Annotated in this window: 13 protein-coding genes; 8 read left to right on the forward strand and 5 right to left on the reverse strand. The window is 70.6% G+C overall.

What is annotated here, in order from left to right:
- The first annotated feature begins 143 nt into the window (after positions 1 to 143).
- Together ACAG26_RS04600 and ACAG26_RS04605 are read left to right on the forward strand one after the other, a co-directional pair.
- Complete coding sequence (locus tag ACAG26_RS04600) at positions 144 to 2,009, forward strand: protein kinase (RefSeq protein WP_370479925.1); 1,866 nt, start codon at positions 144 to 146, stop codon at positions 2,007 to 2,009.
- Between the two features lie 180 nt (positions 2,010 to 2,189).
- A complete protein-coding gene (locus tag ACAG26_RS04605; protein ID WP_370479928.1) occupies positions 2,190 to 3,188 on the forward strand; it encodes a DUF1942 domain-containing protein in 999 nt (332 codons plus the stop codon).
- A gap of 49 nt (positions 3,189 to 3,237) precedes the next feature.
- Here ACAG26_RS04605 and ACAG26_RS04610 read toward each other — a convergent pair whose 3' ends face one another.
- The 5 genes from ACAG26_RS04610 to fadD3 are packed head-to-tail and all read right to left on the reverse strand — an operon-like array spanning position 3,238 to position 8,986.
- On the reverse strand, positions 3,238 to 4,401 hold the full coding sequence (locus ACAG26_RS04610) for a pyridoxal phosphate-dependent aminotransferase (RefSeq protein ID WP_370479931.1): 1,164 nt from the start codon (positions 4,399 to 4,401) through the stop codon (positions 3,238 to 3,240).
- 18 nt (positions 4,402 to 4,419) lie between these two features.
- Entirely contained in the window at positions 4,420 to 5,376 is a 957-nt protein-coding gene (locus ACAG26_RS04615) for an acyl-CoA dehydrogenase family protein (RefSeq protein WP_370479934.1), read from the reverse strand.
- A complete protein-coding gene (locus tag ACAG26_RS04620) occupies positions 5,377 to 6,330 on the reverse strand; it encodes an acyl-CoA dehydrogenase family protein (RefSeq protein WP_370479936.1) in 954 nt (317 codons plus the stop codon).
- The gene (locus ACAG26_RS04625) at positions 6,327 to 7,460 is read right to left on the reverse strand and encodes an acyl-CoA dehydrogenase family protein (protein WP_370479938.1); all 1,134 of its coding nucleotides are present in this window, start codon (positions 7,458 to 7,460) and stop codon (positions 6,327 to 6,329) included. The genes ACAG26_RS04620 and ACAG26_RS04625 overlap by 4 nt, the downstream gene beginning before the upstream one ends.
- The gene (fadD3, locus tag ACAG26_RS04630; protein ID WP_370479941.1) at positions 7,460 to 8,986 is read right to left on the reverse strand and encodes a 3-((3aS,4S,7aS)-7a-methyl-1,5-dioxo-octahydro-1H-inden-4-yl)propanoate--CoA ligase FadD3; all 1,527 of its coding nucleotides are present in this window, start codon (positions 8,984 to 8,986) and stop codon (positions 7,460 to 7,462) included. Before fadD3 ends, ACAG26_RS04625 begins: the two co-directional genes overlap by 1 nt.
- Before the next feature lie 55 nt (positions 8,987 to 9,041).
- Between fadD3 and ipdE1 the strand changes: the two genes are divergently transcribed.
- The 6 genes from ipdE1 (at position 9,042) to ACAG26_RS04660 (ending at position 19,201) form a co-directional block, all read left to right on the forward strand.
- On the forward strand, positions 9,042 to 10,190 hold the full coding sequence (ipdE1, locus tag ACAG26_RS04635) for an acyl-CoA dehydrogenase IpdE1 (RefSeq protein ID WP_370479943.1): 1,149 nt from the start codon (positions 9,042 to 9,044) through the stop codon (positions 10,188 to 10,190).
- Positions 10,187 to 10,975, forward strand: coding sequence for a (5R,7aS)-5-hydroxy-7a-methyl-1-oxo-2,3,5,6,7,7a-hexahydro-1H-indene-carboxyl-CoA reductase (gene ipdF, locus ACAG26_RS04640; protein WP_370479946.1), 789 nt, complete (start codon positions 10,187 to 10,189; stop codon positions 10,973 to 10,975). Before ipdE1 ends, ipdF begins: the two co-directional genes overlap by 4 nt.
- 174 nt (positions 10,976 to 11,149) lie before the next feature.
- Positions 11,150 to 12,016: a DUF4190 domain-containing protein gene (locus ACAG26_RS04645; RefSeq protein ID WP_370479947.1), complete on the forward strand. Its 867-nt coding sequence runs from the start codon at positions 11,150 to 11,152 to the stop codon at positions 12,014 to 12,016.
- Between the two features lie 126 nt (positions 12,017 to 12,142).
- On the forward strand, positions 12,143 to 12,688 hold the full coding sequence (locus tag ACAG26_RS04650) for a hypothetical protein (RefSeq protein ID WP_370479951.1): 546 nt from the start codon (positions 12,143 to 12,145) through the stop codon (positions 12,686 to 12,688).
- A 10-nt stretch (positions 12,689 to 12,698) separates the two neighbouring features.
- Positions 12,699 to 15,647 carry a VWA domain-containing protein gene (locus ACAG26_RS04655; protein WP_370479953.1) on the forward strand — a complete coding sequence of 983 codons (2,949 nt, stop codon included), beginning with the start codon at positions 12,699 to 12,701 and terminating at the stop codon, positions 15,645 to 15,647.
- On the forward strand, positions 15,647 to 19,201 hold the full coding sequence (locus ACAG26_RS04660; protein ID WP_370479955.1) for a tubulin-like doman-containing protein: 3,555 nt from the start codon (positions 15,647 to 15,649) through the stop codon (positions 19,199 to 19,201). The genes ACAG26_RS04655 and ACAG26_RS04660 overlap by 1 nt, the downstream gene beginning before the upstream one ends.
- The last annotated feature ends 1 nt before the right edge of the window (position 19,202 follow it).

Here is a 19,202-nt window from a genome sequence, read left to right on the forward strand (position 1 = left end):
ACCCTCGGCTGCTACCGTTACCGTCTGACGAACGTGCCGGGGTTCTGCCGTCATAATTTGCCGGAGTATTGCGGCGATGGCGGGCGAGTGGGGTGGGCTCGCCGCCGTCGGCGCGGACGTGGGGTTGGCTTAAGGAGTCGGCGATGAGCGACACCGCACGCGGTTCACGGGTGGGGTCACAGTTTGGGCACTACACCCTCACCCGGTTGATCGGCCGTGGCGGAATGGGCGAGGTATATGAGGCCCAGGACACGGTTAAGCAGCGGGTTGTGGCCTTGAAGCTCCTGTCACCGGTGTTGAGCCACGATCCGGCGTTCCGCGAGCGGCTGCAGCGCGAAGCGCGCACCGCCGGGCGCCTGCAAGACCCGCATGTGGTGCCGATCCACGACTACGGCGAGATCGATGGGCAGCTGTTTTTGGATATGCGCCTAATCGACGGCACCGACTTGTCCGCCATGTTGAAAGAGTTGGGTCCATTGCCGCCGACTCGGGCGGTGGGCATTGTGCGCCAAGTGGCATTGGCGCTGGATGCGGCGCACACCGCCGGGGTAATCCATCGCGACGTCAAACCGGAAAATATTCTGATCACCCGCGACGATTTCGCGTACTTGGTCGATTTTGGTATTGCCGATGCCGCCACTTTGGACGGTGCAACCCAGGTGGGCGACGCGGCGGCCTCTTTTAAATATTCCGCACCGGAGCGGTTCGGGGACGCCACGCAGGACCACAGGGTCGACGTTTATTCGTTGGCCTGCGTGCTGTACGAATGCTTGACCGGATGGTCACCGTATCGGGGTGACAACGCCCGGATGCTGATCACCTCGCACCTGATGCGGCCGATCCCGCGCCCCAGCCAATTGCGGCTGGGCATCGTCCCGGAATCCTTCGACGACGTGATCGCGCGGGGCATGGCGAAAGAGCCGCACGAGCGCTACAGCAGCGCGGGCGAGCTTGCCCGGGCCGCCTACCAGGCGTTGAGCGGGTCGGATCAGGACCTGGCTGACGACACGACCGAACACACGCAGGTGGTCACCCCGCCGACCGGCGGTTTCGAGCAGCAGCAGTCGCGCCGGCCGCCCGCGCCGCCCGTGCCGTCCGGCCCGTCCTATCCGGGGCGCGGAAGCGGGCCGGAACCAACCCGGCCGTACGAACCCGGCCAGGTCCCCAACGCTCCGGAATCTACCCGCCCCTTCGAACCCGGCCCGGGTCACGGGGGCGGTCCGGAACCAACCCGACCGTATGAGCCTGCCCAGGTCGCCAACGCTCCGGAACCGACCCGACCGTTCGAGCCAGGTCCGCCCCCGGCCAACGGCCGCACCCAGCAGCCGTCCGCCGGCGGCTGGCCCGCCGTCCCCCCGCAAGCACCCACTGGTCACGCCTGGCCTGGCGAATTCGGGACTCCGCTGCCGGGATCGCTGCGCCGCTCCCGCAAGCCGAAACTGCTGCTGGCCCTCGCCGCCGTGGCGGCGGTGATCGTGCTCGCCGGCGGGGCCTTCTGGCTGCTGCGCCCCTCGCACGACGATTCGGAGGCCGCCGAGACCACCGGCACAACATCCACCACCGCGGCACCCAAACCGCCGGACACCGCCGCCCAAGCCCGCCTGTTGAGCCTGCTTCCGGCCGGCTATCCGCCGGGTACCTGCAAGCCGACCACATTGCCCAAAGACGCATTGGCCAACGTGTCGTGCAGCAAGAACTCCGACCCGGACGGCCCGTCGTCGGCGACGTTCACGTTGTTCCCGGATACCGCGGCCCTGCACTTCGGGTTTAACGGAATTGTCCAGAACTCGGCGGTGGTTGACTGCCCCGGCCGAATACAGTCGCCGGGACCGTGGCACCGCAACGCCACCCCGGACAAGACCAGCGGCATGCTGTTATGCGCGACCCAGAAAGCGGTCCCGACGGTCGCTTGGACCAATGACGCGGAATGTTTGCTTGGCGTTGCTCAGGCAGAACCACAAGGCACCGGCCTGGAACAGGTCTACACCTGGTGGACGTCGCACTCGTGATGGCTATGCGCATCGCGAGCTAATTTGATGCGGACCCGAGTAGCGGATGGTAAAACTACCGTGATGAAGTATCGCTATGCATCAGCTTTGAGACTGACAAAGACGGACTAACCGCCGTTAGGTGCAGTCACCACCCCACCGCAGCGGAATCGCCGCTCGGACGAAACAGGAGTGAAAACCGTGAAGATCAGCACCGCCGCAATGGCGGCAGCAGCCACCTTCGTCACCGCCGGAGCCCTCGGCATCGCCAGCGCATCCATCGCCGCTGCCGACGAAGCCAGCGACACCACCGCGTCGCACCCGCTCGGTAGCCAGGCGACCTTGACCAACGGCGACGTGGTGCAGGGCTGGACCATCAGCGATCTCAAACAGAGCAGCGACACCATCCCGTACACCCCGCAGGGCACCCTGTGGGAGGCCAACGCCACCGACGAGGCCCTGCAGGGCTCGGTCACCCCGATCGTGTCGAACCTGAACGCCCGCAGCGCGAGTGGCCAGACCTACCGCGTCCTGTACGGGGTCGCTACCCCGCAGGGTGTCAACCCGGGCACGATTAGCCAGGGTCAAAAGACCACCGGCAAGGTGTACTTCGACGTGACCGGCGACAACCCCACCAGCGTTGTGTACAACGCCGGCGGCAAGGACCTGGCCACCTGGGTGCAGGCCGCTCCCAGCAGTGGCCCCGCGGGCTCGGCTCCGGCGGCTGGCTCGCGCTCGTCGACCCCGTCGGGCAACCAGTCGTCGTCCACCCCGGCCGGCACCCCGGCTCCCGCCGGCAACCAGCAAACCCCGGCCGGTACCCCGGGCGGCGCCGCTCCGGCGGGTAGCCAGGGCACCCCGATCCCCGAGGGCAGCCAGGGCACGCCGCTGCCCGCCGGCTCGGAACAAACCCCGGCCGGCACGCCGAGCACCCCGGCTCCGGCCGGCACGCCGGGCACCCAGGGCACCCAGGAGGTTCCGGCCGCCACGCCGAGCACCCCGGCTCCGGCCGGCACGCCGGGCACCCAGGGCACCCAGGAGGTTCCGGCCAGCACCCCGAGCACGCAGGCCCCGTCCGGTGGCGCTCAGGGGGCCCCGGCGGGCACCCAGGGCGCTCCGGCTGCCGCCCCGGCGGCGCCGGCTCCGGCGAACCCGGGAACGGCGCCGGCTGGCAACGCGGGGACGACACCCCAGCCCTGACCGCGTAACAACGAAGCCCGGCTTGCAGGCAACTGCGGGCCGGGCTTTGTTAATGCTGCAGCCAGGCACCGATCCGGCGTAGCGCCTCCTCGATGTCGGAGGTGGGCCCGGCAAAAGACAGCCGGACGAACGCGCCGCCGCGGGCGGTGTCGAAGTCGATGCCCGGCGCGATCGCAACACCGGTGTCGGCCAGCAGTTTCGAGCAAAAGCCCAGCGAGTCGCTGGTGAAGTCCGAGACGTCGGCGTACACGTAGAACGCGCCGTCGGTGGGGGCCAGCCGGTCGATCCCGAGGGCGCGCAGCCCGTCGAGCAACAACGCGCGGTTGGCGCTGTAGTGCCGCAGATGGCCGTCGGCTTCGGCGATCGCCTCGGGGGTGAACGCCTGCACCGCCGCGATCTGCGACAACACCGGCGGGCAGATGGTGAAGTTGCCGGTCAAGCAGTCCACCGCGCGGCGCAGCTCCGGCGGCACCAGCAGCCAGCCCAGCCGCCAGCCGGTCATCGCGAAATACTTCGAGAAACTGTTGACCACCACCGCCTGTCGTGACGTCTGCCAGGCGCAGCTGGTCTGCGGCGCGCCCTGGTAGATCAGGCCGTGGTAGACCTCGTCGCTGATCAGCCGCACCCCGGTGGCGTCGCACCAGGAGGCGATCGCGGCCAGCTCGGCCGGCGGGATCACCGTCCCGGTCGGGTTCGCCGGGCTGGCCACCACCACCCCGGCCAGCGGCGGGTCGAGGTCGGCCAGCATCGCCGCGGTCGGCTGGAAACGGGTCTGTGGGCCGCACGCGATCTCGACCACCTCGCAGCCGAGCGCGGACAGGATGTTGCGGTAGCACGGGTAGCCGGGGCTGCTGACCGCCACCCGATCACCGACGTCGAAGCAGGCCAGGAAGGTGAGCAGGAACCCGCCCGAGGAGCCGGTGGTCACCACCACCTCCTCGGCGCTGACGTCGAGGCCGTAGCGGTCTCGGTAGGACGCCGCGATGGCGCCGCGCAGCTCCGGGATGCCCAGCGCCACCGTGTAACCCAGCTCGTTGAGGTGCAGGGCCGACGCGGCGGCGGCCCGCACCGGCTCGGGGGCGCCCACGCTGGGTTGGCCCGCGGACAGGTTCACCAGGTCACCGTGGCTGCGTTGCCGCTCGGCGGCCGCCAGCCACACGTCCATCACATAAAACGGTGGGACGCCGGCACGCAGCGCGACACGATCGTTCACCTGGTCAACCCTAGGCCGCTACCGGGCGGCGTTGGAGAACACCTCGGCTTCCAGCCGGCGCAAGTGTTCCCGCGGCGGGCCGAGCAGCTGCGAACTGCCGTGCGCGCGTTTGAAATACAGCTGGATATCGCTTTCCCAGGTGATGGCGATGCCGCCGTGCAGCTGGATGGCTTCGGCGGCCACCGTCGAGAAGGCTTCGCTGGCGGTGACCCGGGCCAGCGCCGCCGACGTCGGGGTCGGCTCGGCCACCGCGTCGTTGACGACGGCGCGGGCGGCGTGCACGGCCACATGCAAATCGGCCATCCGGTGTTTGAGCGCCTGGAAGCTGCCGATCGGCCGGCCGAACTGCACCCGGCTCTTGGTGTAGTCGACGGTCAGCTCCAGGCAGCGCGCCGCCGCCCCGATCTGCTCGGCGGCCAGCAGGATCGCCGCGTAGTCGGCGATGCCGGGATCGGATCCGATCGGCTCGGTGTCCCCGGCGGTGAGGCGGCCCAGCCGGCGGGTGGGGTCCATGGTGGTGAGCGGGGTGGCGGTGAACGTCGACCAGCGGGTGAGCTGGGTGCCGTCGGCGTGCACGACGATGTCGGCGACGTCGCCGTTGATCACATACTCGGGGTCAACGACCACCGCACCGAGCGCGGCGCCCTCGGCCAGCCGCTGCAGGGCCTCGGTGTCCGGTTCGGCCGCGGCCAGCAGGGCCAGCTCGGCCAGCGTGGTGCCCAGCAGCGGGGTGGGCACCAGCGCCTTGCCCAGCTCCTCGAGCACCACCGCGGCGTCGGCCAACTCGCCACCGGCGCCGCCGAACTGCTCGGGCACCACCAGCGCGGCGGCCCCGACCTGCTCACACAGCAGCTGCCACAGCGACTCGTCATAGCCGCGCGACGATTCCATCGCCGCCCGCACCGCCTCCGGGCCGGCGTGCTTGTCGACCAGCGCGGCGACGGTCTGGCGCAGCAGATCCCGTTCGTCGCTCATCTACAGCGCCTCCAGTACGCGACGACGGTGTGCGGCCGGGTCACCCCACGCCGCCCGCAGCGCCTGCACCCGCAGCAGCCACAGCGACAGGTCGTGTTCGGCGGTGAAACCGATGGCGCCGTGGGTCTGCAACGCCGAGCGGGCGGCCAGCAGCCCGGCTTCGGCGGCCGCCACCTTGGCGGCGCTGACGTCGCGGGCGGTGTCGGCGGACTCGTCGGCCAGCGATAGCGCGGCCCCGTACACCAGCGGGCGGGCCAACTCGAGCGCGATGTGCACATCGGCCAGCTTGTGTTTGATCGCTTGATACGAGCCGATCACCCGGCCGAACTGGGTGCGCTGTTTGGCGTAGTCGACCGCGGCGTCCAGCAGCGCCTGCCCGGCGCCGACCAGTTGCGCGGCGGTGGCCAGCGCACCGAACTCGTAGGCCCGCTCGGTATCGGCGGCCTGCCCGTCACCCGATGCGGTGACCTCGAACAGCCGGCGGGCGGGGTCGACGGAGTCGTGGCGGGCCCCGGCCTGCGCGTCGCTGACCCGGCCGTCGCCGGCCAGCAGCACCAGCCCGGCGGTGTCGGCGTCCACCGCCCGCGGCACCCGCGGCGGCAACGCGACGGTGGCGATCAGCTCACCGGCGGCCAGGGCCGCGGCGCGCTGGTCGTCGGCGAGCAGAACCGGCGCCACCGCAATGGATTCGGTGACTGGGCCGGGCACACACCAGCGGCCCAACCGTTCGGCGGCCACCACCAGGTCCACCGGGTGCGCGGCCAACCCGTCGAAGCGTTCCGGCACCACCAGGGCGGTGACGCCCAGCTCGGCCAGCTGCACCCACACTTTGCGGCCCGGCGCGGTGTCGCCGCCGGCCCAGGCCCGCACCGCGGACGGCACGTCGGCGGCGGCCAGCGCGGCGTCGATGCTGGCCGCGAAATCCCGCTGCTCTTGGTCTAGATCGAATTTCACTTCTTCTCCCGGGGCAGGCCCAGCAGCCGCTCGGCGATGATGTTGCGTTGGATCTCGTTGGTGCCGGCGTAGATCGGGCCACCCAGCGCGAACAGGTAGCCGTCGGTCCAGGAATCGGCCAGCTCGCCGTCCGCACCGCGCAGGTCCAGCGCCGTCTGGTGCAGCGCGACGTCGAGGTCCGACCAGAACACCTTGGTCACCGAGGATTCCGCACCTAGCTCGCCGCCGGCGGCCAGCCGGGTGACGGTGCCGAACGTGTGCAGCCGGTAGGCCTGCGCCTGGATCCAGGCATCGGCGACCCGGTCACCGAAGGCCGGATCGGCCTGCCGCGTTTTCCATGACTGCGCCAGCTTCTCGGCCCCGACCAGGAACCGGGCCGGGCTGCGCAGCGACATGCCGCGCTCGTTGCTCGAGGTGCTCATCGCCGCGCGCCACCCCTCATGCGGGGTGCCGATCACGTCGGCGTCGGGCACGAACACGTCGTCGAGGAAGATCTCCCCGAACCCGGTGTCCCCGCCCAGCTGGGCGATCGGGCGCACCGTGACGCCGTCGGCTTTCAGGTCGAACATGAAGTAGGTCAGGCCGCGGTGCCGTTCGGCGGTCGGGTCCGAGCGGAACAGCCCGAACGCCTTCTCCCCGAACACCGCCCGCGAACTCCAGATCTTCTGGCCGTTGAGCTTCCAGCCGCCGTCGACCTGGGTGGCCGTCGACCGCAGCGACGCCAGGTCGCTGCCGGACTCGGGCTCCGACCAGGCCTGCGCCCAGATCTCCTCGCCGCTGGCCATCTTCGGCAGGATGCGATCCAGTTGTTCTTCGGTGCCGTGCGCGAACAGGGTCGGCGCCAGCATCGAGGTGCCGTTGGCGCTGGCCCGCCCGGGTGCCCCGGCGCGGAAGTACTCCTCTTCGAACACCACCCACTGCAGCAGGGTGGCGTCGCGGCCGCCGTATTTCTTCGGCCAGGCAATCACCGACAGCCCGGCGTCGAAAAGCACCTTGTCCCACCGGCGGTGCTGTTCGAACCCTTCGGCGGTGTCGTAGGACTTCGTCGGGAACGACGCCTTGTTGGCGGCCAGGAAGTCGCGGACTTCGGCGCGAAACTCCGCAACCTCGTCGTCAATGTTTAGGTCCATCACGCCCACTCTCGTAATAGTGGTTTGACCACCTTGCCGCCGGGGTTGCGCGGCAAAGCATCCACAAAGGCCACCGATCGCGGTGCCTTGAAGTTCGCCAAATGTTCGCGGGCGTAGGTGATCACGGCCGCCTCGTCGAGCCCGAATCCGGGACGGCGCACCAAAAACGCCTTGCCCACCTCGCCGAGCCGCTCGTCGGGCACGCCGATCACCGCCGCATCGGCCACCCCGTCCAGGCGGGCCAGCACCTGCTCGATCTCGGCGGGGTAGACGTTGAACCCGCCGCAGATGTACATGTCCTTGAGCCGGTCGGTGATGCGCAGGTTCCCGGCGTCGTCGAGCTGCCCGACGTCGCCGGTGTGCAACCACCCGTCGGCGTCGAGCGCCGCGGCGGTGGCGTCGGGGTCGTCGAGGTAGCCGAGCATGATGTTGGCGCCGCGCAGCAGCACCTCGCCGTGCTCACCGATGCGCAGTTCATAGTCGGCGATCGGGCGCCCGCAGGTGGTGGCCACCGTGACCGCGTCGTCGTCGGGGCGGCACATGGTGGCGAATCCGGCGGACTCGGTCAGCCCGTAGGCGGTCAGCACGATGTCGATGTCGAGTTCGGCCTGCATCCGCTCGATCAGCACCACCGGCACCGTCGCCGCGCCGGTGACCGCGAACCGCAGCGAGCTCAGGTCGTACTCGGCCCGGTCGGGATGATCCAGCAGCGTCTGATAGATGGTGGGCGGCCCGGGCAGCACGGTGATGCGGTGCGCGGCGATGGCGGCCAGCGCGCGCGCCGGATCGAAGGTCAGCTGCGGGATCAGGGTGGCGCCGGTCTGCAGGCAGGCCAGGATCCCGGCCTTGTAGCCGAAGTTGTGGAAGAACGGGTTGATGCACAGGTAGCGGTCGTCGGCGCTGACCTTGCCGCACGCCGCCCACGCTGCCGCGCCGGACAGCGATTGCCGGTGCGCGCACAGCACGCCTTTGCTGCGCCCGGTGGTGCCGGAGGTGAACAGGATGTCGGACACGTCGTCGGGGCCGACCGCGGCGGCGCGGGCATCGACGTCGGCGTCGGGCACCTGCGCCCCGGCGGCGACGAACGCATCCCAGCTGCCGTCGCCGCGGTCAACCGGAACCCGCACCACGTGCCGCAGCGCCGGCAGCGCGTCGCGATCGAGTTCGGCGACCTTGTCGGCACCCAAGAACTCGCCCATCCCCACCAGCACCGGTGCGCCGCTGCGGGCCAGGATGTCGGCGGCCTCGGCGGCGGTGTAGCGGGTGTTCAGCGGCACCAGCACCCCGCCGGCATAGTGGATGGCCAGGCAGGCCACCACCCAGTGCCAGGTGTTCGGCGACCAGATTGCCACCCGGTCACCGGGGGCCACGCCGTGCGCGATCAGCGCCGCGGCCGCGCGCCGCACCTCGCCGCGCAGCTCGGCGTAGGACAGCCGCCGATCGTCGCAGATCAGCGCGGCCTGGTCGGGAAGATCCCGGGCAATCCGGTCCAGGACCGCAGGCGTGGTCCGCGGATCGGCGGTCATTGACGCTCCAGACTCGGGCTAACAAAGCAAGTGCTTGGTAGGTTAGCCTACAGGGGTGCAAGCAGTCGAGGAGTTCCGGGCTGAGGTCCGCGCGTGGCTCGCCGACAACCTGGTCGGTGAATTCGGCAAGCTCAAGGGCCTCGGCGGCCCGGGTCGCGAGCATGAAGCGTTCGACGAGCGGATGGCCTGGAACCGTCATCTCGCCGCCGCCGGGCTGACCTGCCTGGGCTGGCCGGTCGAGCACGGCGGGCGGGGCCTGTCGGTCGCGCACCGGGTGGCGTTCTACGAGGAGTACGCCCGCGCCGACGCGCCGGACAAGGTGAACCATCTCGGCGAGGAGTTGCTGGGCCCGACGCTGATCGCGTTCGGCACCCCCGAACAGCAGCAACGGTTTTTGCCCGGGATCCGCAACGTCACCGAACTGTGGTGCCAGGGCTATTCGGAGCCCGGCGCGGGCAGCGACCTGGCCAACGTGTCGACGACCGCGGTGCTCGACGGCGACCAGTGGGTCATCAATGGACAGAAGGTGTGGACGTCGCTGGCGCACCTGTCGCAGTGGTGTTTCGTGGTGGCCCGCACCGAGAAGGGCTCCAAACGCCACGCCGGGTTGTCCTATCTGTTGGTGCCGCTGGATCAGCCCGGCGTGCAGATCCGCCCGATCGTGCAGCTCACCGGAACCTCGGAGTTCAACGAGGTGTTCTTCGACGACGCCCGCACCGACGCCGACCTGGTGGTGGGGGAGCCCGGGGATGGCTGGCGGGTGGCGATGGGCACGCTGACCTTCGAACGCGGCGTGTCGACGCTGGGGCAGCAGATCCGGTACGCGCGTGAGCTTTCCGCGCTGGTGACGCTGGCCGAACGCAACGGGGCCGCCGAGGATCCGTTGATCCGGGAGCGGTTGACCCGGGCCTGGGTCGGGTTGCGGGCGATGCGGTCCTACGCGATGGCCACCATGGACGTCGAGCAGCCCGGTCAAGACAACGTGTCCAAGCTGCTGTGGGCCAACTGGCACCGTGGGCTCGGTGAGCTGGCGATGGACGTGATCGGGCCGGCGGGGGTGGAGCTGCCCGGCGGCGAGTTCGACGAGTGGCAGCGGCTGTACCTGTTCACCCGCTCGGACACCATCTACGGCGGATCCAACGAGATTCAGCGCAACATCATCGCCGAGCGGGTGCTCGGCCTACCCCGGGAGGCGAAGGGATGAGCCTGACTGCGGTGCCGGACGAAATCGCCGGACACGGGCTGCTCAACGGCAAGGTGGTGGTGGTCACGGCCGCCGCCGGCACCGGGATCGGGGCGGCGACCGCGCGCCGGGCGTTGGCCGAAGGCGCCGACGTGATGGTGTCCGACCACCACGAGCGGCGGCTCGGCGAGACCCGCGACCAACTGGCGGCACTGGGCTTGGGCCGGGTGGAAAGCGTGGTGTGCGACGTGACGTCGACCGCGCAGATCGACGCGCTGATCGCCTCCACCACCGCGCGGATGGGCCGGCTGGACGTGCTGGTCAACAACGCCGGGCTGGGCGGGCAAACCCCGGTCGTCGACATGACCGACGAGGAATGGGACCGGGTGCTCAACGTGACTTTAACGTCGGTGATGCGGGCTACCCGCGCGGCGCTGCGCTACTTCCGCGACGCCGACCGCGGCGGGGTGATCGTCAACAACGCCAGCGTGCTGGGCTGGCGTGCGCAGCATTCGCAGGCGCATTACGCGGCGGCGAAGGCCGGGGTGATGGCCCTGACCCGCTGCAGCGCGATCGAAGCCGTCGATTACGGGGTGCGGATCAACGCCGTCTCACCGTCCATCGCCCGACACAAATTCCTGGAGAAGACCAGCTCGGCCGACCTGTTGGACCGGCTGTCGCAAGGGGAGGCGTTCGGCCGGGCCGCCGAGCCGTGGGAGGTGGCGGCCACCATCGCCTTTTTGGCCAGCGACTACTCCAGCTACCTGACCGGGGAAGTGATCTCGGTATCTAGCCAGCACCCCTGACCGGCGGCAGACCCCCCACCAGCAGGCGGTTCACCCAGTTCGCCGGCCCGGCCGGCGCCGCGGTCACCGCCAATAGCCGTCGGTCAGAAGCGACCGACGTGCCTATGCTGGATCTGCTTTGCTCACGACGCAGTCGTCCGGGAAACCGCCGGACAACCGAGTAGGGGGTTTTCGGTGAGTTACGGCGGGTACGGCTACGGGCCGGGTCCCAGCGACCCCTACGGCTCCAACCCCTACGGCTCCAAGCCGCCCGGCTACGGCGGCTACGGTGCACCCCAACCCGGGTACGGGCAACCGCGGCCCGCCTATGGCGCGCCGCCATCCGGCTACGGCCAGCCGGGCTATGGCCCACCGCCGGCGGCGTACGGCCAGCCGGCGCCCGGCTACGGTGCGCAGCCCCCGGGTTACGGCCTACCCCCGCCGAATCCACCCGGCCCGCCCAGCGGCCCGGTCAACACGCTGGCGACGCTGTCGGTGGTGTTCGCGTTCGTCTTCGCGCCCGCCGGGGCGGTGCTGGGCCACCTGGCGCTGTCCCAGATCAAGCGTCGGCCCCAACCCGGCCGCAGCCGCGCGGTCCTGGGCATCGTGCTGTCCTACCTATTCATCGTGTTCGGGGTCCTGGCCCTGGTGGTGTGGCTGGTGGTGGCGCCGAGTGACGGCGGCGGATCGACGTCGACGAGCACCCCGACGTCCAAGGCCGGCACCCGCGCCCTGCCCACCCCCAAGTCCCCCCGGCCCACCCCGAGCGCCCCGCGGACCCGGCCCAGCACGCCCGCCCCGCCGCCGTCGGGGCGCCCGACCACCACCGTGGAGGAGCTGCACGCCGGCGACTGCATCGAGATCCAGGAGGGCGGCACCGATCCGAACAAACCCGGCGCCACCAACGTGACGATCTATCGGGCGTCCTGCCAGGCCGGTGACGGCGTTTATCAGGTCCTGCAAGTGGTGCCGAACCAGGATCAGTGCCCGGCCACCACGAAATCGGTCCTGTACAACGGCGACGAAACCATATTCGCGTGCATGACGAAGTACGGCCAGTGAACGCCTTCCGCCCATGAAACACTGAGACCACCTGCCACAGCCTGGGAGCATTGATGGATAGCACCAACACCGTCGTTACACCGGCCGAGCTGCGTGTTCGGCCGGGTGCGGTGGCGGGGGCCTGATATGCCGCCGTCCAATCCGTTCGACTTCAGTGACTTCGGTGGCCGACCGCCGGGCCCGCCGCCGGGTCCGCCGCCCGGGGTGGCGCCGCCGCTGGGTGCACCCCCGCCGATGGGCGCGCCGCCGCCGACCATGCCACCGGCCGGCGGCTTTGACCCGTTCGCCGGTCAGCCCCCGGCGCCGGCCGCGGCCGAGGCCTTCGGCGGGCCGGCGCGGAGCGCCACGATGGGGTCGCTCGCGGTGGCGGGCCCGCCGCTGCAGTTGGTGGCGGCGGCGCTGGCGGTCGCGTTGGTGGGCATCATCTTTGGCGTGGTGGCCACGGTGACCGGATCCGCGGTGGTGTTGGCCTTCGCCGGCTGGCTGCTGGCCGGGCCCGCCGCGATCGGCGTGCTGGCCTGGTTCAACGCCGCCGACACCCGGCGCCGGCTCAGCTCGGTGTACTCGGCGCCGACCTGGCTATCCACCGCCTACTGGGTGGTGCTGGCCGCGTGCGCGGTAGGGATCGGCATCGGCGCCTGGCAGATCGCCTTATGGGCCGGCAGGCAGTAGGGGCATAACGATGGGTTCACGGCTGGTTCGGTGCGGTGCGGTGCTGCGGTTGGTGGCCGCCGCGATGCTGGCGTTCGGCTTCGCGTTCACCGGCTGGGCCACCGGAACCGCGCACGCGGAGGGCGACACCGCCGGCGCCGACCGCTTCGGCGCCTGCCTGGCCTCGCAGAAGGCGGGCGACCTGCTGATCCTGGTGGATGAGTCGGGCAGCCTGAAAAGCACCGACGCGCAGGCGGCCCGGGTGCAGGCGGCCAAGTATCTGGTCGACACCCTGGGCCGGTACGCCGACCGCAGCCACTCCAAGCTCGACGTGGCCATCGCCGGTTTCTCCGACAGCTACGCGGTGCAAGCGGACTGGGCCCCGCTGTCGGAAGGGACCGCGGATTCGGTCAAAAACAACCTGGACACCCTGGCCCGCCGCAACGACGGGCTGGACACCGACTACTGGCTGGCGCTGGACGGAGCGCGGCAGACGCTGGCGTCGCACGCCCAAGGCGACCCCAACCGGTGCCAAGCGATCTCGTGGTTCTCCGACGGCAAGATCGACTACTCGCCGCGGGCCGGTTCCAAGCCATACGCCCCCGACGTCGACCTGGGCACCCAAGCCGGCGTCGACGAAATGATCAACCGTGCCACCGAGGGCATTTGTCGCGACGGCGGGGTGGCCGACCAGCTGCGCTCCGACGGCATCGTGATGCTGGGCGTCGGACTGGGCGACCAGGCGGCCTCGAACGCCGACTTCGACGTGATGTCGGCGATCGCCACCGGAACCGGGTTGAACGGGAAGAGCTGCGGCAGCATCAAAACCCCGAAACCCGGCGACTTCTACCCGGTGTCCAACATCGACCAGATGCTGTTCGCGTTCGACGCGCTGAACCCCGACCCGCACATCGACGACACCAAACCGGTCTGTCAGCAGGGCCAGGTGTGCCAGGAGGCACGGCACAACTTCGTGCTGGACCGCTCGGTCAAGGCGGTCAACATCCTCGGCTCGGGCGGCGTGCCCGGCATCGTGCCGTATCTGATCGCCCCGTCCGGTCAGCAACTGCAGCTGCCCAAGGAAGAGGGCAAAAAGCAGGCCACCCTCGACGGGATGCCGGTGCAGTTCGAATGGCAGTCGGATTCGGCGCAGACCGTGTCGATTCAAAGCGCGGACAGTCCGGCCTGGCCGGGGCAGTGGGCGATCGTCTACGTCGACACCACCGGCCAACACGGCGACGCGGTGTCGCGGGTCAACATTCACATCTCCACCGACATCTTCCCGGCGCTGCAGGCCGACCCCGATTCGCCGTGGCGCGCCGGCCAGGTGATGAAGGGCGTGAAGTTCGGGCTGGTCGACGGCGCCGGCACCCCGATCGACCCGGCCACCCTGGCCGGCGACGCGATGATGTCGGCGTCGTTGGCGGTCGACGGCGGGGCGCCGGTCGAGGTGTTGACCTCGGTGCCCAAGACCGCGATCGGCAACCCCATCGACGTGGACCTCACCAAGGTGAAGCCCGGCGCGGCCACGCTGCGGATGTCGTTGGTGATCACCACCGCGCCCGCCGTCGACCCGCAGGGCGCGCAGATCGCGCCGGGCACCAAACTGTCGCCGCAACAGGTGGATTCGCCGATGCAGATCCTGCCCAAGGTCGGCCTGCCGGTGCCCGGCCAGCACATCGACTTCGGGGATGTGCAGGGCACCAAGGGGACCACGGCGCAGTTGGAGGTCACCGGCCCGGGCTGTGTGTGGATCGCCGACGGGGAAGCGAGCAAGGTGGTGGCCGGACCGGAAGGGATCGGCACCGTCAGCGTGACGTCGTCGTCGTCGGGCCCGGGCAACTGCCTCAAGGTCGACAAGGACCAGAAGGCCAGCCTGCCGGTCACGCTGCACACCGAGCGCGACGGTCACGGCGGCCTCAACGGCAGCGTGCCGGTTCACATTGCGCCGCAAGACAAACCCGACGACGCCCAGACCGTCGACGTCACATTCTCCGCGTCGATGACCAAACCGCTGAGCACCACCAACTTCGTGCTGGTGTTCATCGCGGCGCTGCTGCTGGGCCCGGGCATCCCGTTGGCGTTGCTGTACGCCGCCAAGTGGTACACCGGCAAGATCCCCGGGGTGCCGATGCTGGCCGAGCGGATCCCGGTCGAGGTCGATTCCGGTGCGGTGCGGCGCAACGGCGAACCGTTCGCGATGGCCGACACCGACCTGGTCACCCCGGTTCCCGGCCTGGCCGGCGGCGCGCGCCAGCTCACCGTGCACGGCGTGCAGTTCTCGACGGTCAACGGCCGCAGCCCGTTCGGCACCGCGCACGTCAAGGTGACCGCCCCCGGCTACCTGAGCGCCGGCTCCGACATCCCGGCCACCGACGCCAGCGGCGTGCACGCGGTGCTGCCGCTGGCGGTGCACGGCAAATGGGTGCTGCTGCACAATCCCGGCGGTGCGGAAAACCGCGCCGAGGTGCTGCTGATGGTGCGCGGCCAGTCCGACGTTCCGGAGCGCCAGAAACTGTACGAGGACATCGAACGTCGGCTCCCCGACCTGCTCAGCGGGCTGCGGCAGCGCGCGGCCTCAGCCAACCTGGTGACCGGTGGCGGTCCGCCGCCGTCCCCGTTCGGCGCCGCCGCCGCGGGGCCACCGGGCGCCGACCCGTTCGCGGCCGCCGGAGCGGCGGGCCCGACGGACCCGTTCGCCGGCGCCGGCCGGGGGCCGGCGCCGCCGAGCGTCGACCCGTACGCCCAAACGGGTCTGACCGGGGCGCCGCGTTCGCCGGCGCCGTCGGCCGGCGTCGACCCGTACGGGCAAACCGGGATCGCGCCGACACCGCCGCAGCCGACACCGCGGGGCAGCATCGACCCGTACGCGAACACCCAGCAGGCCCAGACGATGCCCGGGCCCGACTACCCACCGCGCCCCGACGACCAGCGGCCGGGCCGCGACCAACCGTTTGACCCATTTGGAGGAGGAGCCTGATGCGCCGGTTCTTGGTGGTCGGCTGCGGCGGATCCGGGGGCGCCACGCTGGCGTACATGATGGATCAACTGCGCTCGGAGCTGCACACCGCCGGCGTCTCGGCGCTGCCGGCGGGGTGGCAGTTCGTGCACATCGACGTGCCCAGCGGCGCCGAGACCGGACCCGACGGGTTGGCCAATGTGCCCGCGCAGGGCGGCAGCTACATCGGCAGCGGGCCGCAGGGCAGCAGCTACGCCACCCTCGACGGGGCGCTGGCCCAGCGGTTGGCGGCCGGATCCGCGCTGGACACCATCGCCACCTGGGCGCCGCGGCAACCCGAGGGGGTGACCAACCCGATTTCGGCGGGCGCCGGGCAGTACCGCGCGATCGGCCGGATGATCACGTTGAGCAAGGCCGGCGAGATCCGCCAACGGCTGCAGAACGCCTGGGATCAGCTGTTCCGGGTCGAGGCGATCTCGGAAATGGCGCAGCTGCAGGTGCCCGGCATGGGCCGCTTCGACCCCAACGAGCCGCCGCTGGTGTTGGTGGTGTCGTCGATGGCCGGCGGCGCCGGCGCGTCGATGGCACTGGACATCTGCCGGCTGCTGACGCTGGTGTCGGGCCTGGACCCCAAGCTGATGGGGGTGTTCATGGTGACCCCCGACATCTTCGATTCGCTGCCCGAAAGCGCCCGAATCGGGGTGCGCGCCAACGCGTTGGCGATGCTCGGGGAGATCGTGGCCAGCCAGTCCGGTGCGGCCCGGGAACACGACGTGCGGATCCTGCGGGCGCTGGGCCAGCAGCAGGGGGAGGGCGAGCCGATCCCGTTCGCCCGGGTGTTCCCGGTCGGCCGGTACGTCGGCGCCGACCGCACCCTGTTCGGGGACGGCTCGCAAAACGCGGTCTACCGCGGGTTGGGCCGCGGGCTGGCCGGGCTGATGATGAGCGGCAAGGCCAGCGACCAGTTCGTCTCCTACGACCTGGGCAACACCGCCTCCCCGGCCGGTGACCGCGACCTGCTCGGCTGGGGCAACGAGGTGTGGGATCCGTTGCCGTGGGGCACCTACGGGTTCTCCAGCCTGTCCATGGGCCGCGACCGCTACGCCGAATACGCCGCCCAGCGACTGGCCCGCAGCTGCGCGGACAAGCTGCTGTTCGGCCACCTGCAGCCGGGCAACCCCGCGTCGGCCACCGAGCAGCTGGACTCGCTGCTGGACAGCCAGTGGCCGGCCATCTGCAACGGCCTGGGCCTGCCGCCCACCTCGGGCGACGAGGGCAACCGCATCCAGCTGCTGGGCGGCTGGATCACCAACATGGCGCTGCCGGCTCGCTCGGTGGCCGCCACCACCGGCATGCTCATCGAACGCCAGCTGCGCGGCTACCTGCCCAGCCCGCAGGGGATGACGGCCGAACAGTGGGTGCCGATCTTCCGGCAGGCGGTCGCCAACCGCCGCGGCCCGCTGACCCAGGCGGTGCACGACGCCGGCTACGCGCTGGCCTTCGGCTGGCACCGGGAATTCGCCGACCGCATCGACACCGCGGTCACCTACTCCATCGCCAATTTCAGCCTGCCCTACGCCCGCGGCGTGGTGGACCTGCTGCGCCGCTACATCGACGACGAACTCGCCACGGCCATGGACGATCTGGGCGCGATGGGCCCCGCCGACGTGGTGGCGCTGGCGCCGAACGTGGAAACCACGCTGGCCTCGCTGCGGGGCGTGATGACCAACGCCGACCAGGTGTTGCACACCGCGCTGGACGGGTTCCACGGCAACCTGCGCCGCGCGGTGTACGCCAGCGCATCCGCCAAGATCGCCGACGTGCTGAAGGTCATCGGCGCCGAACTGCTGGCGCCGCTGTCCGCGGCGCTGGGCGAAGCCCAGGTGGTGCTGGAGAACGCCCGCTCGGAGCCGCCGGCCGACGTCGGGCTGGCCCGGCTGGCCACCGACCAGTACGCGGCCTGGCCGTCGGATGCCGACGAACTGGTGCCCAGCCGGTTCGCCGAAGCGAACAACGAAGTGCTGCTGATCAACTCGACGGCGTTCAAGGCACGTTACGAACTCGACCTGCCCAAGGCGCTGGCCAGCGGTCACGGGTCGCCGCCGTTTTACGCCGCGGTCGCCGAGAGCACCGCACGGGTGATCTCGGGGCAATGGCAGACCACCGGCGGGGTCGCGGCGCCGGGCGGACTGCTGGAGCGCACCGCGAACTGGGTGACCCGGGCGTTCGGCGTCGACCCGGAGACGCAGAACTCGCTGGTGCCGTCGCTGGCCCGCTACGACATCCACACCCGGCCCGCCGAGCTGCTGGACCGGGCCCGGCTGTACGTGGCGCGTCCCGGCGAGGCGTTCTCCGAGTTCTGCAAGGTGTCGCTGCGCGACTTCATCCAGGGCGCCGGCGCCGCGGAATCCGAGCTGGCGGCGCGTCGCCGCGACATCGTCACCAAGTTCAACGAGGCGCTGTCGCTGGCTCGGCCGCTGGCCAGCGTCAACGACCAGTCGCTGCAGGTGGTGCATCCGGGCCAGCAACTGGAGTACCGGTACAAATTCTCCGACGTGCCGTTTTTGGGCCAACCGGTCGCCGACGCGCTGGCCGAGGTGTTGCGCGCCAACCCCCGCATCGATCAGGCCACCAAGGACAACTTCTCCCGGTCGCTGTCCGACGAGGACTCCGTCACCCGCGTCGACATTTTCGGGTCGTACCCGAACTATTCGCCGTTGGCGTTCGATTCGGTGCTCAAACCCGCCGCCCAGCAGTGGACGTCGACGGCCGGCCCCGGCCGCACCGCGTTTTGGCGGCTGCGGCGCACCCGGCCGCTGCAGGCGTCGCTGCCGATGGGGGACGCCGAGCGCCGCGCGATGACGGCCGGCTGGTTCCTGGGCCAGGTGACCGGACGCATCCAGATCCCCGCGTCGCCGTACAGCGAGCCGGTGCGGATCTACGACGGCGACAACCAGCAGTGGCTGGACTTCCCGAACCCGCTGCTGACCCCGCCGTCCCAGTTCACCGCGTCCTACGACTGGTTACCGGCGGTGCTGGAGGCCATCCTGCTGGCGATCGCGCAGTCGCAGGAACCGCCGGTGATGCGGTCGCTGCGGCCCTACCGGGTGCTGCGGGAGCTGTACGACGCGAACTCGCAAGACCCGGCCAGCGGGATCGTGCAACTGTCCGCGGCCGGCCGGCTGGCCGAGTTTCTGCGCGGCGGCACCGGGCAACTGGTGTCCCGGGTGCCCGAGGTCGCCGCGGCGACCACCCCGGCCGAGCGGGCCGAGGCGACCGTCCGCTGGTTGACCACGGTGCGCGACCTGGCCGCCCAGTATCTGCCGGCCGGCAGCCCCGGCGCGGCCGAAAACGGGCACTACACCACGATCGCGACCCGCGCCAAGGCCGGCAAGACACCGATCTTCCGTGACCTCGCCCCCGACGTGTACTGGGCCACCGGGCAGCTCATCGGGCTGGTCCGGGAAGCCGAGGAGCAGATCAAACAGCCTGCGGCGCAGCAGGGTTCGACGCTGAGCGACCTGCCTGCCGCGGGTCCCGAAGAGATCGTGATCCCGGAAGGGGGGACGTTCTGAC

The organism is Mycobacterium sp. pUA109 (assembly GCF_041287095.1).
In the GTDB taxonomy this organism is placed as follows: Bacteria; Actinomycetota; Actinomycetes; order Mycobacteriales; family Mycobacteriaceae; genus Mycobacterium.

What these genes read in the sequence shown, in the direction of transcription:
- ACAG26_RS04600 (WP_370479925.1), top strand. Translation starts at nt 144, where the DNA reads ATGAGCGACACCGCACGCGGTTCACGGGTGGGGTCACAGTTTGGGCAC.
- ACAG26_RS04615 (WP_370479934.1), bottom strand. Translation starts at nt 5,376, where the DNA reads ATGAGCGACGAACGGGATCTGCTGCGCCAGACCGTCGCCGCGCTGGTC.
- ACAG26_RS04625 (WP_370479938.1), bottom strand. Translation starts at nt 7,460, where the DNA reads ATGGACCTAAACATTGACGACGAGGTTGCGGAGTTTCGCGCCGAAGTC.
- fadD3 (WP_370479941.1), bottom strand. Translation starts at nt 8,986, where the DNA reads ATGACCGCCGATCCGCGGACCACGCCTGCGGTCCTGGACCGGATTGCC.
- ipdF (WP_370479946.1), top strand. Translation starts at nt 10,187, where the DNA reads ATGAGCCTGACTGCGGTGCCGGACGAAATCGCCGGACACGGGCTGCTC.
- ACAG26_RS04650 (WP_370479951.1), top strand. Translation starts at nt 12,143, where the DNA reads ATGCCGCCGTCCAATCCGTTCGACTTCAGTGACTTCGGTGGCCGACCG.
- ACAG26_RS04655 (WP_370479953.1), top strand. Translation starts at nt 12,699, where the DNA reads ATGGGTTCACGGCTGGTTCGGTGCGGTGCGGTGCTGCGGTTGGTGGCC.
- ACAG26_RS04660 (WP_370479955.1), top strand. Translation starts at nt 15,647, where the DNA reads ATGCGCCGGTTCTTGGTGGTCGGCTGCGGCGGATCCGGGGGCGCCACG.